The organism is Paenibacillus sp. RC21, from assembly GCF_044907935.1.
Lineage (GTDB): Bacteria > Bacillota > Bacilli > Paenibacillales > Paenibacillaceae > Paenibacillus > Paenibacillus terrae_A.
Window position 1 is genome coordinate 75,031 of the sequence record NZ_JBIYCS010000005.1, and the last position, 17,024, is coordinate 92,054.

A 17,024-nucleotide genomic window follows, 5' to 3' on the forward strand; every position below is an offset into this window, starting at 1 on the left:
GGTAACTTCCTTCTATGGAATCTTTCGTTTTTTCCATCGCCGATAAGGAAGAAAACAAGCCGCTCCACCAAGTATCCCAAGTATGAACAGGATCCAGCCAAAACGGTAGGCGGAAGCCAGAATAATGACGACCTTGCCGCTTCCGCTGCCACTGGTTATAAATCCGGTAGTCACTCCGTTCACCGACAGACGGGCACGCTGGGTTTCACTTCCCAGTCTGAATTCCCACAGTGGATTGGGCGACTCGGTTTCCCGAATCAACACCTGCTGATGCGTCGGATTATACAGCGTAAAGCTGCGTTCCATGGAATTTTCACGAGAAGCCCGAATACTTTCTGAAGCATGGGGAGCCGTAAAAAAGGTTTCCATATCCGTCCCCTCAAACAGCGTAAGCTGATCCACTGTAATCATCGCCTGATAAGGGATGATGGAATAATTCTTCATTTGAAATAAGCCTGACTGCTTCTTATGCGCATGTGCCAAAATCTGAAACTGCATAAAGACGCTACCTGCCGGAGCCTTCACAATCTGATCATAATGATTCCATTGCTCCTTATCTCGCTCCTCCACCTCGTTAATATAAGAGGTCTGGAGGATTTGGGAGGCTTTATTCAAAAAAATAACCTTCATATGCCGACTTCCAATTTGTTCTGACCGCGCATCCAGTTGTACGGCATACTCTTGTAGCGGCTCAGCCTTCATCTTCTTCGACGCATATATATTCCAATCACATGAATAGCTCGGTGCGTAACGAATGGACAACCCCTCGCCGCCTGATGACAGACTCGTCTTGCCAGGCTGAATATCCGCCACGCAGCCTACATCATTGGTTAAAGATTCCTTCGTGTTATCCTCTGGCATAACCGCCACTTCCTGCGCAGCCATCCGATGAATATCTCCATACCCGCTCATGGACGGCACCTGACTGTCCAGCACCAGCGTTAAGCGATACTTCCCTTTGGTTAAAAACAGATTCTTGAACTCTATACGTCCATAATCGTTCAGCAGACCAGGAATTTGAATGATTTGTTTGGCAAAGCCATCCTGATTCGGCACCGTTTCAATGATCTGTTTTTCGGATGAAGAGGTAACGGGCAACCGCGTATACGATTCACCTGTATGGATCGTTCTTGTCAGTACCTTGCCTGTCTCTTCATTCGTCCACTTCATTGTCAATGCCCCATGATACCCGGCAGGTAGATCAGCTAAAATAGCTGTGGAATAGGTTCCGGTTTTGGCGATCTCCACATCCCTGCTTAATGTACCTTGCTGATAGCTGATTCCCCGTCCCATGCTGAGCCTCGGCAGAGCACGCTCTGACTGTACATTTCCTTGGGCGTTAAAATCGCTCTCAGCCTCCAGAGTGAAAAAGAGCTTGCCTCGCTTCAATGCCTGCTCCACCGGAAAAGATAGCTCATCCAGTTGGTCTACAGGTACAATCGCAAATTGATTGACCGCATTAAAGCCTTGCAGGTTATTCACCGTAATCGGGGTATCCCCTTTGGGAAAAGCATGCTCCCCCAGGTCGACCCATTGGAACTGATTCAAGCCTTCATCATGGGTCTTGATGTCGACCACTCCACCCGGCAGCGTAACTTGCAGCTTCCCGCCTGCCTTATTCATAAACACTCTCGCATATACATGCGAGGTTTGCGGCTGTTCCAGCTTTTTGTGCATCGTAAATGCGTTAGGCTTACTATATTGTCCCAAATCACGCAATTGGATATCATGAATCCACCAGTAGTTCTTTTGCTGCGGGCGTTGCAGGGTTAGCAAATCCATTCGCATCCAGTAGCTGCCCGGCGGGGACACATATTCCCCGTAAAATTTTACACCGTCAAAATCATATCCCTCCGAAGGCGCCACGACATAGCTAACCCCCAGCTCACGCATCTGCTTATCATAAAATCTCATTTTAACATGCATCTTGTTCGTGCCGCGTCCAGAGACGGTGATCTGAAACTGATACGGGTTATTTTCCTTAGCTTCCAGCAAACCGGATCTGGCGACCTGCCATATATTACTCGGGTCTCCCTTCATAATCTCGCCGTGCAGGGTTGGCACATCATTCAATTCCTCACGCGGGTTAGCCTCCACGCTGAACAACTGCGGATTATCCGGCTTGAAAAAGGTTTCGGTCCGCAGCATGGAATCAAAATCCACGACTGTTTTCCCCTCAATGCTGCTCATCTGATAAGGGGCCACATCCAGCTTCTTACTGGCAAAGGTGACAGCAATTCCAGCGTCCATTTCCATATCAAACGGGAAATTCCGTATATTTTGGGACGATAAATACCATAACCAATCGTTGGTCGAGGCAAAGGTTTTGGACCATTTTAAAAAGGCGTTGCCATCTTCAATGACATCAAACGGACGCAAATAATCCTCTGCCGGAAGCTGTGACAACAGCAAATCGTTAAAGGAGGCCGCTTCCACATAATCCCCCTTGTTGACCGTCTGAATGGTTTTTAGCTCAGGCTTTAACGCACTGAATAATACGCCGAAGCGACTAAAATCGAATCCAGGCAGATGGCTGTAGCTCTCCAGTCGGCTAAACCCGTAAGGTGTTACAATTTTGCTCGTTAATATGTTCATATAAGGGGGCGGCTGATCCAGATTAAATATGGAAAAAAGCCCGTTCTTGTACGTGCGTTTCAGCCTAGTCTGACCCTCCAGCTGAGACAGGTGGAAATCCTGCCGCTTCTCCTGTCCCTCATATTCGTCATGGTAGACCAGCTGATTGACCCCAAAAGTGGAGAATAGCCAGCCTAACCGGGAGCTTAGTCCGTTGTCCAGCAAATACTCCAGAAAGTTCATATAGTATGTAATCCCGGGGTCGTTGCCTTCATGATGGAAAATCGTATTTTTAGGAGATGAGTACACCTGAAAATCCCCGGTTGCCTTCTCGGTTGCTGTCTTACCCTTATTCCATTTAGGCGTGGCTACGCCGTTAAAGCTCTGAATCATATTGTCGGCAATCGGGAAATACAAGGCTTTGCTGTCGAAGCGGTCCGGGTCTGTCAGCTTTTCAGCCATTTCGCTGTAAGCCTCCGGCACTTGAACCGGCTTGTAATACCCCTCAATGAATTGGGTACGCAAGGGAGCAAAATACACGCCAAGGCACAGGACGACAATGACCAGCACCAGCCTTTTATACACTCGTTGCAGCGGCGATGAGCCGAACCATTCCATAATCTGAACCACGCCGAAGGTCAGCAATACCCCGAAATTAAGGGCAATCAGCCCGATAAACTTGTTGGGATCACGGAAAACCGAGCCAATCACAGGGGTCTTCGTCACCAAAATGACAAACCACTTGGCAATGGACGGAAAGGTTGTCCCGGTGGCTAAGACGAGAAATAATAACGTAAGCAGCGAAAAGATGAGAATGATCGGATTTTTGTGTGAGCGCGTCACCATCGCATAGCCAATCAAGAGCAGTAAAAACCCTCCGCCCACATAAAACATCGCAGGCAGTGAGGAAAAGGAAAACATAGGCCACCAATAGCTCAGCAAATAGCCCACATTGTATAAGCTGCTGTTACGACTGAACAGGGACAAGGTATCGACGACGTTGATATTATGCTGCGACGCCTGAGCGTCCATCACCATACTGCCGAGATACAGGGACAACCAATAAAAACTGAGCAGACCGAAGAACACGCCAAAAATGATCCCTTTACGCAAAAAATTGCCGTATAACGGCTGTAAATAGGTGCGACCGGCCTTGCGGTGTGTCCAGGTCAGTTTGATCAGTAGGAGCATGGTGAACAAGCCCAAATAGATCATGCCGAAGAAAAAATAATGAATCGCAGCGGCGCTGACGGTAAATACCGCAGCCAACAGGAACAAGTCTATCCAGTTCCGCTGGTACAGCTTGTGGGGATTATAGTTTTTAATTTGCTGAATTTGAAATTTGGGATCAACCGCACTGAAAAAGAAGCGCAGCATCAACGGAAACAAGCTATATCCACAGAGCAAATAAATATGCTGAATGCGGAAAATAACCCACGGATTCAGTGCATAAAACAGTGCGCCGATCATGATGGCAAAAATGCGGGTTTTCGTAAAGCTCGGCGAATAATACACACTGACCAGCCGCTTGGCAAAGGCATACATCGAAAATGCCGAAACAAACAACAGACCCGTGATAAACGACTTCAGCAATACCGGGCCGCTTTCTCCGAATAGCAACGAAAGTCCATAGAAGGGCAAGATATAAAGGATACGGGGAGCATTGAACATGGTAGAGGTAGACCACCGTTCGTTCCATACCCCCATAATTTCCTCCAGATACCGATGAGAGGTGGCTCCAAAGGCAATATCACTAAATACGATTTGCCCCGGTCCATAGATAGGCGCAAGATATACGCCAATCGCAGCCAGCATCAGCAAGATTGCTGCCATATCATAGCGATATCGAAATATCCATTTTCTCACCATGCCTGGCCCCCCTCCTCTCTTGAAATTTCCGATTATCTTCTCAAACGAACGATTGCCTGCAAGCCTTGATCCGTATTACGCAGCTTTAAGCGGCCACTGATCGTCTTTAGATAGGCATCCATATGATACAGGCTGAACGTATGCTCTTGCGAGTTTTGGGAATAGTCCGGCTGGAAATAGCTCCAACGCATCTTGTCATCGATACCGCCGCCCGTATCCTCAATGGTAATAACGATTTCTCCTTCTTCCAGCCGCGAGCTGACCTTAAGCACTTGAGTCTGCCGCTTGGTGCGCAGACCCGTTCGGCTTCGATGCTGATCCTCTGGTAGCTCATCCGCTTGTCCCATCGCCTGTACCGCGTTTTCCAGCAGTCCCTGAATCGTCTTGTACAGCAACGGTGCTTGGGCTGCAATGGACGGAACAGGCTCTTGCCGCAAGATGACCTGAATATCCTTCATGTTCAACGAACGGTTCGCCCATTTCAGCGATTCTGACAACACTTCATTCATATCTGTGAAACTGATTCCGCTATTGTCGTGCATCTTCTCTTCCAGCTCGTCACGCAAGGTGCGGACTCCAGTCAGCAGACCTCCCAGCGAGGATTCCTGTTTGAGACGTCCCTGAATGAAATTTTCATTCAGCTCACGGAAATATTCCAATTCCTCATGAGTTGCTCCCTTTCCCTGACTGGAAGCTGCCTCAAAGCGGTTCGCCAGATCATGATAAAAGCCTAACAGCTTCAAATCGTCTCCGCCTGTCAGGCGGGTAGTCTGCTCTTGCAACTCTTGTAGCTGCTGCTCAATCGTCTGCATTAACGGCAAGTAATATGTATCCTGCTGCTGACGCATATCTTCATCCCGCCGTTGGTCCCACACCTGATTATTCACGAGCGCATCCTTCACGACCCGTTTGCGAAACTGTACGAGCATGGCCCACAGCATAAACAACAGCACAACCATGACCAGCGACACCTTTTTGCGAAAAGAGCTGATCCGCTGGGCAGTGTCCTGACCAACATCCTTAACGGAAATGTAAAGAGCCTCCTCCCCCATGCGGCTGAACCCTATTCCGTGCTTCACTCCCTGATCTTCAACAACGCCCGTATTGCCCTCCAGCAGCCTGCGGGTCACACCCGTAATGTCTGTCCGATTGATATCCGGTGTGTTGAGGGAAGCTACGACCTTGAATTGATTATTATAAAATAAAGTCTCATGCTGATTGACCGGTTTACTCTTGATAATACCGCTGAACATACCGGAGTCAATGGTACGCACCATAAATCCGCCCGTCTGCGCCCCCTGAATCCTGCATACGATATACTGCGCAGGCTGATGATCCTCTGTCACAAAGGGGCTTACAGCGCAGCCGTTTTGCAGCAATTTAATTTGCTGTATCGCGCTTTTCATCTCACGGTTGTCACGTCCGGCGATTACGCGATACTGTTCATCCAGCACATAAAATGCTCCGCTTTCACGCTTAAAGCCCTCGGTATACTGACGCGTCCCCTGATTCAGTATGTTTTTGCCAAGGCTGGAGGCCAGCTCATTCAGTTCAGCCTGCCATGCCGCGTAATGCTCGGATATGTGGCTGGACAATTCCTGCACTTCATACCGGAGCTGCTCGTCCTGAATGTCTGCCAATTGACCGTTGAATTCCCGAACAATAAACCACTGAAGCGCAATGGCCATAAGCACGGTTACGCCCAGAACAAGCAGGTACAGGATCAGCTTTTGCCAACCCGGTTTCAACAAAGCCCATCGCTTCATGCTTCCCTGTCTCCTCCATTCGGTTCAAGTTGGCCCAGAATAGCCTGCATCAGACACTCCAGTTCGTAGTTGACTAGCGGCAGCCGTGCGCACAGCAGCCGGGGAGTCCGGCGCTGGAGTGCAGCAAACCTCGCAGCGGTTTCCGTTGCCCCATCCGTCAGCAGCAGCAACTCGCAGGTTTTTGCAATATATAAACGATCCAGCTCTTCTTCGCTATACTCGCGCAGATCAACAATGTAAATATCATGACGATCATCCATATGCTGAAGTGAGCTGGAGACGGTCAGGGTTACTCCCGCATGCCGTGCAGCATGATACTGGTGAAGCAGACGCATTCCTTTTTCCCAGAGCTCATGCTCAGCCGAGTCGAATCGTTCACAAAAAAGACGCAGCGCTCGTTCTGTATTGACATCTTTCAAAAATGCCAAAACGCTGATATTATACATGTAGTTCCTCATTTCTTACTTCCTGATTGGAGTTGCGCAGTTCTTATGACACCCCAAAACATTCTATTTGTTGACGACAGCCCTATGGTTTTGTCCCTGCTTGAACGGACATTGTCGGAAGAAAGGTTCACCTTACATACCGCTCATACCACCAAAGAAGCCTTGCAGGTGCTGGAGCAGCACCCGATTGATGTCGTGGTTTCCGATCTGCTTATGCCTGGTCTGGACGGGATTACCTTCCTTCGCATGATCAAGAAGGATTATCCCCATATCGTGCGGATCATTTTGTCAGGTCACCTGCATACGCAGACCATTTTATCCGCGATTAATCAAGTGGGCGTATTCCGCTTTTTGACAAAACCACTGGAGCTGGATGATGACACACTGAAAAAAATCCTATACGAGGCGCTTGATGAAGCCAAGCTCAACCGAAACCGCCTGTATACAGACCAGAACGCGGCTTCCAACTTATCGGTATTTTTAGACAGTATTCTGAATGCTCCATACCGACCTTATGTGCTGCTTAATGAGCAAGATTTCGTAACCGCTGTACATGTTGCACTCGCTGAGCTGTATCCTGTCGGCTGCTCGCTTCGTCATCCTGAACAGGAAGGCATTCAGTTAACTGCACACTCACTGTATATACCGTATGATGAGTCGGAATCTTCCGATCCCGACCTGTATACGCTGGATACGCTGACCCTGGGACGTTCATCCTTACGCCTTATCCGCCTTAGCGAGATCGCCTGAGTGACGGGCGCCGCCCTTCAACACGGCGGCTGCCCCAATCACGGTCAGGCATGCATACATCCACAGCATCCCCGCCGTTAGCAGCGGGTGACGAATATAGCTTTTCAGATTGCTCCATGTATATAGCACCGGACGGAAAAAGTACCACCGTTCCAGCGCCTTCCGCAATCCCCCCTCCTCAGACGACATCGTACGATCCATCACCGAGAAGTAATAGGCTTTTTTACGTAATACATCACGCAGATAGACCTGTTTTTCATCATGATATACACGTGTAAATACCGCCCGCCGGATGACTCCGCCAGACTCTATATAACGCAGGGTCGGCTGTATTTCTTCAAAAGCAATCTGCTCTGCGTTAAATCCGCCTGTCGATTCATAAGCGCTCATTCGCCAGAAGCGTGCTGCTTCAATCGAACGTTTTCCCAAGGTGTCACCCGCGTTGTTAATCACATTCCGCTCAAAGACTTTGACTTTGGAAAAAAAGTTGGTCGCTTCCGAATAGGCCTCCTCGGGAACGACCAATGCGCCGATGTCCTGATGATGGTCAAAAAAGTCGATGCTCTGCTGAATCAAATGCTCGGCTAAAATCATATCGGAATCCAATACAAGTATGTATTCGGCACCCAAACGTCCGGCTTCCTCAACCGCCTTGACTCTCGCGACTCCCCGCTCTCCATGAGGAAGCTCCAATATCGTTACGGGTACTGGACTCCCTGCAGCTAGCGTACGAATCGTCTCCACCGTCTGATCCTCCGAGCCGTCATCGGCAATCACGATATGCAGATCCTTGTAATTTTGCCACATACAGCTCCGCAAACAAGGCTCTATCGTCCGTTCATTGTTGTACGTGGAGAAGAGAATGACCACTTTGTCCACTCTGTTCCGCCTCCTTTACCCAATCTCCCATCAACTGCTCAAATGCAGCCGCCGTATGATCAAAATGAAATCCCAGCGCATACTGATACGCCCGCTCACGCATGGCCATATAGTCTTCGCCGCCGTTGGCTGCTCTTTCCATTTGTTCAGATAATCCCCGGACGTCGCCGTGGAAGCACAGATATCCGCTTTTCCCAAAATCCGTCGCGTCCACCAGTCCGGGTGAATTACTGACGATGCTGGGAGTCCCCACAGCCGCTGCTTCGGTAATCGTCAAGCCCCAGCCTTCACGCAGGGAAGGGAAAACGAGCGCGTGGGCGCGGCTCATCAGTTCCAGCTTATGCTCTTCTGAGACGAATCCGTAAAAGGTAATATCCGCTTGTGATTGTCCCTGTTCATCCGGTTCTCCGTAGGTCAATCCATACCGTTTCATAATCGGCAATAATTGTTCTGCCACATAGGTTTTATCGGTTTTTCCAGCGATCCATAACATAGCCTGAGGAAATTTTTTCTTAAGCTCTCCAAAAGCTTCAACCACCAGATCAATGCCTTTATATTTCACAAAGCGCCCGGCGTACATAAAGGTCGGATTGGACTCCTTGGTTAAGAATTGTTCCCGAGGCCAGTGTTCAAACTCAATGCCTTCAGGCAACAGATGAACACGATCCGGGTGAAAGCCCAGCTTGAGCAGATCATAACGGGTAGACGGGGATACGGTAATTGTCCGATCCTTACGAGCAAGCTTGAGCATCAAGGGCTCCAGGCGATATCCGATATGGTTCAGCGGAAAACCAGCATTTTCAAACCATATTTCCCTTGTTAGCTGATGTATAAAGAAAATTCGCTTGGGCGCCTCCACCCAGAAACGGGTGAAAAACTGATGCGTGTTCGCCTGATTAATCACATAATCAATATGCTTACGATGATGGCGATAATAGCGCATGGCATAATAAATGACGCTATAAATGTTTCCTTTTCGGATATACGTAATTCCGTCTATGATTTCTTCCTCGGGCATCCCCTCAAGCCTGGGCGAAAAATGAATAAACTGAAAACGGTCTTGCTGTGAGCGTTTGAGCATTTCGTGGGTGAAAATTTCGGCTCCCCCGCTTTTAGGCGAACGAATGTCACGCCAGGAGAGCAACAGAACTACGGTTTTACCATCCTGTTCAGGTATTGTATTCACGGGTTGAATCCCCCCTTATCTTTATTTTGAACAAATATACATAGGCATCTACCACAAAATAGAGAGACATGGCGCCGTAAACAATCAATTCAGATAGCAGAAAGTCATACGGGTTTTGATGTGCAATATGAAAGGCTGCCAATAAAGTCGCAGCTCCAGCCAGCAGCCCGAACATAAATTTGCGTCTGCCCACCAGCACATGCACATGAACAAAGAACAGCACGATAGAAAACAGCCAATACACCCATCCTCCCAGCGGAATATAGGCTTCTGCCGACTGGTATGAAGACCCGAATAGTACGGGAATAGAGGGCGGGAATACAAAGGTGGTGCCCACATATACACAGATAGCTGCAACAGCCATTAATCCGGCATAGACGGCAACCAGCTTGCCCAGGGCTTGGCGATCATGACCCTGCGCACCGAGCTTTGGAATAAAGGCGGCAATCAGGCTGTACGACACGTAATAGACCAACTGGCTGTATTTCAGCGCAATCGCATAGCCACTGGCCTGTTCGGGAAAGTAATGCTGCACATACAGCATGTCAATGGAGATGCAGAACAAAATAAATAAATTCGTAATAAGACTATCCGTAAAATCCTGGCCTAGTGATTTCCATAGCCCGGAAGGTATACGTTCCTTAGTGTGACCGAGTAAGGATAAGCCCCGAACCGAAACAGCCCAGCCGTGAAGCAGCGACAGCAGCATCCCCCCACAGCTTGCCAGCAGCAAAGCCTCCAGCTTCAGCCCTGACGCAGCCAGTATAAAAAACAGGCTCAGCTTTCCTAAAACCTCCAAGTAATAGTTCACATTCAGCGCCAGCATGCGTTCCCTGCCCTGTAGATCTCCACGGCACGAGCTGACGAGAATATGCAACCCTACCAAGCCATACAGCATGAACAGCGGGCCAGACTCCACGCCTAATAGCGAGCGCAGCAGCGGATGAAACGCCAGCAAAATGACTATGGCAAGCACGGTTAGCAACAGTGGTGCTTTTAGCAATAGGGAACCGAGTGGCAGGCTACGCAATGGAAGCTTCCTGTCTCCTTTGGAGACCAGCTTGGCTGTTAATAGCTGAATAGACAGGCCCAAAACAGACAAAAGTGCAAAGAGGGCCAGCAGCGCATTCGCCTGACCATAAGCTTGTCCGGTAAGATACCAGCTCGCTGCAATATGGAAGAAAAAATTAAAGCCGTTCAGCAGCACATTAAATACAGGAAACATCAATGTTCGCAAGCGATTTGTCACGTGCTTATCTCACCCGCCGATCCAGTCGCCAAATATCAATGATGGAGCGCAAGAAACGAATGGAATCCTTCCAGACATGGATGTGCGATCCGTCCCGGTCAATACATTTGACTGGTAATTGCAGCACCCGAAGCTGGAGCCGCTTGGCGATAAACATCATTTCCAGATCCAGCGCCAGCCCGAGCTGTTCCTTCAAATGCGGGAACATACGCTTCACAGCGACCGAGCTCATCACTTTAAGCCCTGTCTGGGAATCCACCACGCCTGTCGGTAAAAAGGGCCGGGAAATGACACGTTTGCCGAAACTGACTACAGATCGTAATAAGGAACGGTTTTCAGCTGTCATGTCCTTGGTTCCAATCACCACATCATAGTAGCCCTGCTGAACGACATTAATCATTCTGGCAATATCCTCAATAAAAAAGGAATCGTCCGCATCCACAAATACGTAGTAATCCGCGCCGATGGTGCGCATCCCTTCCAGATACGTTCCTGCCTTGCGGGTATTGCGTCCCAGTTCCCTGGTTTGAAGCAGCGGACTCAGATTCTGATTAATCCGGTTCACGGACAGGTCTGTCGCCGCCTCCAGCGCTTTGATCAAGGCATTCGTCCCATCATGACTGCCATCATCAATGAGATAAATAGAGCCCTCCACAATATGACTGCGGATAAAGGCTTGCAGCCGTTCAGCAAACTTCTTGACATGAACAAAACGCTGCTCCTCGTTATATACAGACAAGATGAAGGCAATATGCCGGCTTTTGGCCGAATACTCGGGATAGAGCAAGCTTTGAATTTCGGAAAGCATCTCTTCGTTGTCATTGGCTTGCCAAAAAAGCAGGCGCAAACGGCCTATTCCGGTAATCTGCACCATATGCTGATCACTGAACGGATGCGATACATCCGTCACCAGTAACAGCGGCATCTGCGGAAAGCGACTACGAATCTGATTCGCTACCCGTACAGCCTGTCCAGGCTCCCTGTAATCAATCAGGCAGCAGCATGCGTCTTCATAGACTGAAGTGGCCTCCTGATCCTCGCACTGTATATATTCGTAAAAATAAATCACATTGGGATAATCAATAGCCCTGTGGTTATCGCTAAAAATGGCTATAGGTCCCTGCACACAAACATCTCCTTTTTCTCCGGGTAGTTCTATTTTCTTAAAAAGGAATTAAAAATGTTTGCTTATAGGGATTAAACATGGTTGCAAATTCTTCATAATTTTTTAATAAAATAGCTCACACATCTTGATATATATGGATAATGTCGAAATGAGACTGATATTTCACATTTAGCAGAAAACAAGCATTTAGACCTACTTTTCCCTGTAAAAATAAGTGTAAAAAGACCTTACACCCCATTCTTCATATATAGTTCTTTTTAATCAAAAACAGAATTCATTATGGTTATTTTGTCATAGAAAACTAGGCGAATAAATCAGATTCACACGCCCATACTATGGAGAACGTGTCATCTTTCGTTACGAATGGTTATCAATATGAAGTGAAAGAAGGTTATTTCTATGGAAGCATTTTATGTAAATAAGGACGGGTCATTATCCACCCCGCTGCGGGGAAAGGATATATTAGCCAATCCTCTTTTGAACAAGGGGGTCGCTTTTACCGAAGAGGAACGCAAAGCACTGGGTCTTGAAGGAATTCTTCCGCCGACCATCCTTTCTCTGGAGAAACAGAGCGTCCGGGCGTACCAGCAATTTTTGGCACAACCGACCATGCTGCGCAAAAACGCTTCCCTGAATGACCTTCACAATCGAAATGTCGTGCTGTACTATCGGCTGCTAACCGACCATTTGAGTGAGATGCTGCCCGTTGTCTACACACCTACGGTGGGGACCGCGATTCAGGAATATAGTCATGAGTACAACCGCCCTGGAGGCGTGTATTTGTCGATAGATGACCCGAACGGCATCGGACAAGCATTCTATAATTCTGGCTTGAGTGGTGAGAATGTGGATCTGATTGTAGTGACGGATTCCGAAAGTATTTTGGGGATTGGTGACTGGGGTGTGGGAGGCATTAATATTGCGATTGGCAAGCTGGCTGTGTATACGGCTGCGGCTGGTATTCATCCCGGGCGGGTACTGCCGATTGTGCTGGATGTGGGCACGAATAATGAAAAGCTGCTGAATGATCCGCTGTATATCGGCAATCGCCATAAACGGGTTCGCGGAGAGGCTTATAACCAGTTTATTGATACCTTTGTCAGCAAAACGTTAGCTCAATTCCCGAAGGCGCTTTTGCATTGGGAAGATGTGGGCAGTGTGAACGCACGCCATATTATCGGAAAATACGGTCAAAGCATTCTCACCTTTAACGATGACATTCAAGGCACAGGAGCGATCACCCTGGCTGCAATTCTTTCGGCGGTAGGCGTCACCAAGATTCCGCTGCGTGAGCAAAAAGTACTTGTGTTCGGCCCGGGGGCAGCGGGAATCGGCAACGCCGACCAAATTCGCGGAGCTATGATCGTGGACGGCCTTGGAGAGAAGGATTCCTTCAAGCCGTTTTGGGCCTTTGATTATCGAGGTCTGCTAACGGACGATATGGAGGATGTATTGGATTATCAGAAGCCATATGTGCGCAACAAAGATGAAGTCAGCTCATGGACCCGGTCTGATGACGGAAAAATACCGCTGCTAGAGGTCATCCGTCAGGTGAAGCCTACGATATTGATCGGAACCTCCGGTGTAGCGGATACCTTTACCCAAGAGATCATCAAGGAAATGGCCAAGCATGTAGAACGCCCGATTATTATGCCCATGTCCAATCCTACAAACCTTGCAGAAGCGGTACCTGAGGATTTGATTCAGTGGACAGATGGCAAAGCCTTAATCGCTACTGGAAGTCCCTTTGAACCTGTCAGCTATAACGGAACGAAATTTGAGATTGGACAGGCAAACAATGCCTTTGTTTTCCCGGGACTTGGTCTGGGCGCAATTGTAGTCAAAGCCAAAAGGATCACCCCTGCCATGTTTACAGCCGCAGCAGATGCCGTTGCCAAAGGCGTAGATTCGAATAAGCCTGGCGGTGCGCTGCTCCCTCATATCCGAAAATTACGGGATGTTTCATACGCTGTTGCGGTTGCGGTAGCGAAGGCCGCGATTCAGGATCAGGTGGCTCAGGCACGCATTGCAAATATCGAGCAAGCCGTTCGGGATGCGATGTGGAAGCCGGAATATGCGAAGGTAAAAGCAGTGGAAAACGTAATACACCACCCGCATTAAGAGGGCTTTCAGGAGGAACAATCCATGAGTGTCGGACATATCTTTTATATTTTGGTGCCTATTTTCTTCGTCATTATTTTAGGGTGGTTGGCAGGCCATTACAAAAGCTTCGATGCCTCTTCCTCGAAAGCCCTAAATTCACTGGTTACCAAATTTGCGCTACCCGCGCATTTATTTATCGGCATTACGACCACCAGCAGGAAATCTCTTATCGAGCAATGGCCTTTCTTGCTGGCTCTGTTCATTGGTATTGTCGGCTTTTATGCCGTCCTCCTGCTGGTGGGTCGGTTTGCGGTGAAGCAATCGGTAAAGGATGCATCCATGTTTGCTTTGAACTCGGCACAGCCGACATTTGCCTTTATGGGCATTCCAGTGCTGGGTGCCATCTACGGTTCCTCTGCTGTTGCCATTCCGATTGCGATTACCGGGATCGTAGTCAATGCCGTTCTTGATCCGGCGGCTACCATTATAGCTACCGTCGCCAGCCGGAACTCAGGGAAAGAGCGGAATGGTCACCTCGGAAAGCTTATTTGGGACTCCATCCTCCACGGTTTAAGAGAACCACTGGCGCTGGTGCCGCTTATTGGTGTTATTTTGACCTTGTTCGGCTTCCACTCACCGGATTTATTGAACAAATCATTCAATCAAATCGGGGATATTACGTCCGGGGCCGCTTTATTCGCGGTCGGTGTAACCATCGGCGTACGCAATATCAGTTTCAGCATAACTGCCATTGCTATCGCGCTGTTAAAAACGATTGTACAGCCTCTATTAATGCTACTGATTGCCTACCTGTGCGGCCTTTCGTCTGCCGATACGGTGAAGGCGGTATTGCTCGTTTCCTTCCCTGGCTCAGCCGTCGCTGCCATGATTGCTACACGTTTTGAAAGTCTGGAATCGGAAACAGCCTCTGCTTTCGTCATCAGTGCGGTCATTTCTCTTGTTACACTCCCTGTGCTGATTTCGCTATTGGTGTGAATGCATGCGTATAGATAGAACTGACTTTCTCCATAAATAGAGAAAATTACATTTATTCTTCAATTCCAAGCAATTCGGATACTTGTTTTCTATATCTCGTAGCCCTACGTGTTCCGTGAATGAGATTGGACAATCTGGTGGTCGGAATATGGTATGTAGCACAAAACGTTTTCTGATCCATTCTTTTCTCAACCAGTTTTTGTTTGATCTCCCACCCAAAAGGGGTTACAGCATTTCGTCGATTCAATTTTATTACCTCCAAGCCTGGTTTTTGAAATCATAGTATGATGCAACACGTAATACACATTAGCTTAATGATCTGATCTGCCCGTTTGGTAATGATTCAACAGATCATCCAGTTTCTTAGATTGTTCAATTACTTTGGGATGTGTTAAAAATCCGTACTTTTTCTGGACTTGATACAGTTTCCTCCTAGCTCTTTCGACACGAAGTAAAGTCACACCTTGATTCATCAGCATGATCCCTCCTATATGTCATATTTTAGAATAAAAAGACGTTTTTTGGATTTGCGAATGATGCTCCTAGCAAAAAAGGAGCTGTTCCAAAAGTTCGCATAAGCTGGGAAGCCTCAAATTCTACGCAAAAGAACCTCCGTCTCCACTACTAAAGTGGGGACAGAGGTTCCTTTGGTATAGTTGCTGATCTGTTCATTTCTCTCGTTTCGACAATGCAAAATTGATTACCTCTCCAATTATAATCGAAGTCAAAATGATATAAAGCATCATAATATCAAACTTATATCCAAGGACGTAGAATATGCCTATACCTAAAGCATAACTTACTATAATCCCTACGTACCGCTTTAGTAATTTAGTCATGGTGTACAGCCTATAGGGGAGGGCTGTGAACTAAAGAATTTTCCGGTGTCAAACACGCCAGTTACTTTCGTCCGTGAAGCACTCTCATAAAATATCACATGATGTGCGTAAGGTATGACTCCACATGTTCGAGGATACGAATATTGATATACCGTAAAGTAAGCTACAGTATTCATCCCAGCCGAAATACTAATCACAGTAAGAATGGTTGAAACAGGTACTTTAGTAATCGTTGAGATTATCCCTGCACCTATAGAAATCCCTACATTTACCCAATTATAAGAATAATCAAACTTTCCAGCAAAAGTTCCACCAGAAGGAACATCGTTTAATGAAAAATCTGAATTAATTTCTTTAACCATTAATTCATCCTGCTTAACTCCATCAATCAGAAGTTTTTGATCTTGTGGGAAATATTCAATTTTAGTTGTTTTTCCATTTTCAACAACCGTAGTGATTCGGTGATCATCATTTTCAAAGTTTGTTGTGATAACAGCTTTACCTTTTTCAGTCTGTACAACTTCTGTTTGGACCAAATTTTCTTCTGACGTGGTAATTTGTTCAGCATTACTTACCGAAGGTAAAACAGTTGCGCAGAGCAATGCTGATGCCAATAAGGGGACGAACACTTTCTTAAAAATTTTCATAATAATTCTCCTCCTATACAAATATTTCAAACAGTTATAAATATTACACTTTGTATAATGAGAAGTAAGGGGGAATTTGTCGAACAATAAATCAATTAAAAAAACAACCTTCTTTTAATAAAAAGTATTTAATTAACAATAAATTTAATTTCCGCCCCGTCCGGATACTCTTCAAGCTTATGACCTACCCAACTACCAGCTCCTCAGTTATCACTAGGGGTTATGTATCGAATCTATTTACTTCCTAAAGATAAGATGGTTATGATTGATTTAGGCACAGATAGAACTATTGATTCATATAAGCTTAAAAGTGATTCAAAGAATATGAGAATAAGCTTTTATAATCGGGATGTAGGTTATGAAGGTGCATTTGCAACGAATGTAGGGGATGGAGATCTCAAAACGCTTCCTGATGAAAAAAAGTTTCTAATGTAATCGAACCAACATAACCAACTGGTGAACGCGCTATTCTGACTGTAACAATGGACAATGGATTTGATAATTCCTTTAATAACTGTGATTAACAACGACGAATAACAGAGGAAGAATGAAAAGAAAGTGGTATTTAAGACCAATGGTCATAATTTTAATGAT

At 47.0% G+C, this 17,024-nt stretch carries 14 protein-coding genes and 1 pseudogene; 4 read left to right on the forward strand and 11 right to left on the reverse strand.

Annotated elements, in window-relative coordinates; all coding sequences use genetic code 11:
• Nucleotides 1–12 precede the first annotated feature (12 nt).
• Genes ABIA61_RS17370 through ABIA61_RS17380 form a run of 3 tightly spaced genes read right to left on the reverse strand, consistent with a single transcriptional unit; the run spans nt 13 to nt 6,655 of the window.
• Complete coding sequence (locus tag ABIA61_RS17370; protein WP_404581120.1) at nt 13–4,440, reverse strand: hypothetical protein; 4,428 nt, start codon at nt 4,438–4,440, stop codon at nt 13–15.
• A 35-nt stretch (nt 4,441–4,475) separates the two neighbouring features.
• Nucleotides 4,476–6,209 carry an ATP-binding protein gene (locus tag ABIA61_RS17375; protein WP_283653034.1) on the reverse strand — a complete coding sequence of 578 codons (1,734 nt, stop codon included), beginning with the start codon at nt 6,207–6,209 and terminating at the stop codon, nt 4,476–4,478.
• Nucleotides 6,206–6,655, reverse strand: a complete 450-nt coding sequence (locus tag ABIA61_RS17380; protein ID WP_283653035.1) for a hypothetical protein — start codon at nt 6,653–6,655, stop codon at nt 6,206–6,208. The genes ABIA61_RS17375 and ABIA61_RS17380 overlap by 4 nt, the downstream gene beginning before the upstream one ends.
• A gap of 45 nt (nt 6,656–6,700) precedes the next feature.
• On the opposite strand from ABIA61_RS17380, the gene ABIA61_RS17385 reads away from it, so the two are divergent.
• Nucleotides 6,701–7,405, forward strand: coding sequence for a response regulator (locus ABIA61_RS17385; protein WP_283653036.1), 705 nt, complete (start codon nt 6,701–6,703; stop codon nt 7,403–7,405).
• Here the strand turns inward: ABIA61_RS17385 and ABIA61_RS17390 are convergent.
• From ABIA61_RS17390 to ABIA61_RS17405, 4 genes are read right to left on the reverse strand one after another with little or no spacing between them, the layout of a single operon-like run.
• The gene (locus ABIA61_RS17390) at nt 7,373–8,284 is read right to left on the reverse strand and encodes a glycosyltransferase family A protein (RefSeq protein ID WP_283653037.1); all 912 of its coding nucleotides are present in this window, start codon (nt 8,282–8,284) and stop codon (nt 7,373–7,375) included. The genes ABIA61_RS17385 and ABIA61_RS17390 overlap by 33 nt on opposite strands.
• Nucleotides 8,244–9,470: a glycosyltransferase family 4 protein gene (locus ABIA61_RS17395; protein WP_283653038.1), complete on the reverse strand. Its 1,227-nt coding sequence runs from the start codon at nt 9,468–9,470 to the stop codon at nt 8,244–8,246. Before ABIA61_RS17395 ends, ABIA61_RS17390 begins: the two co-directional genes overlap by 41 nt.
• The gene (locus tag ABIA61_RS17400; RefSeq protein ID WP_283653039.1) at nt 9,454–10,719 is read right to left on the reverse strand and encodes an MATE family efflux transporter; all 1,266 of its coding nucleotides are present in this window, start codon (nt 10,717–10,719) and stop codon (nt 9,454–9,456) included. Before ABIA61_RS17400 ends, ABIA61_RS17395 begins: the two co-directional genes overlap by 17 nt.
• Before the next feature lie 4 nt (nt 10,720–10,723).
• Nucleotides 10,724–11,845, reverse strand: a complete 1,122-nt coding sequence (locus tag ABIA61_RS17405) for a glycosyltransferase family 2 protein (protein ID WP_283653040.1) — start codon at nt 11,843–11,845, stop codon at nt 10,724–10,726.
• A 399-nt stretch (nt 11,846–12,244) separates the two neighbouring features.
• Here ABIA61_RS17405 and ABIA61_RS17410 point away from each other — a divergent pair, with 399 nt between their 5' ends.
• Both ABIA61_RS17410 and ABIA61_RS17415 read left to right on the forward strand, forming a co-directional pair.
• Nucleotides 12,245–13,966 (forward strand): NAD-dependent malic enzyme, encoded by a 1,722-nt coding sequence (locus ABIA61_RS17410; protein ID WP_404581067.1) that lies wholly within the window; start codon nt 12,245–12,247, stop codon nt 13,964–13,966.
• 24 nt (nt 13,967–13,990) lie between these two features.
• Nucleotides 13,991–14,944, forward strand: a complete 954-nt coding sequence (locus ABIA61_RS17415; protein ID WP_404581068.1) for an AEC family transporter — start codon at nt 13,991–13,993, stop codon at nt 14,942–14,944.
• A gap of 52 nt (nt 14,945–14,996) precedes the next feature.
• Here the strand turns inward: ABIA61_RS17415 and ABIA61_RS17420 are convergent, their stop codons facing one another.
• The 4 genes and pseudogenes from ABIA61_RS17420 to ABIA61_RS26645 form a co-directional block, all read right to left on the reverse strand.
• Entirely contained in the window at nt 14,997–15,191 is a 195-nt protein-coding gene (locus ABIA61_RS17420) for an XRE family transcriptional regulator (protein WP_283653043.1), read from the reverse strand.
• A gap of 64 nt (nt 15,192–15,255) precedes the next feature.
• Entirely contained in the window at nt 15,256–15,423 is a 168-nt protein-coding gene (locus ABIA61_RS17425) for an aspartyl-phosphate phosphatase Spo0E family protein (protein WP_082067123.1), read from the reverse strand.
• Between the two features lie 356 nt (nt 15,424–15,779).
• Nucleotides 15,780–16,430, reverse strand: coding sequence for a hypothetical protein (locus ABIA61_RS17430; RefSeq protein ID WP_283653044.1), 651 nt, complete (start codon nt 16,428–16,430; stop codon nt 15,780–15,782).
• A gap of 128 nt (nt 16,431–16,558) precedes the next feature.
• Nucleotides 16,559–16,663: pseudogene (locus ABIA61_RS26645) on the reverse strand (NucA/NucB deoxyribonuclease domain-containing protein); the annotation flags it as partial.
• Between the two features lie 22 nt (nt 16,664–16,685).
• Between ABIA61_RS26645 and ABIA61_RS17435 the strand changes: the two are divergent.
• Nucleotides 16,686–16,865: a hypothetical protein gene (locus ABIA61_RS17435; protein WP_404581069.1), complete on the forward strand. Its 180-nt coding sequence runs from the start codon at nt 16,686–16,688 to the stop codon at nt 16,863–16,865.
• Nucleotides 16,866–17,024: the final 159 nt, after the last annotated feature.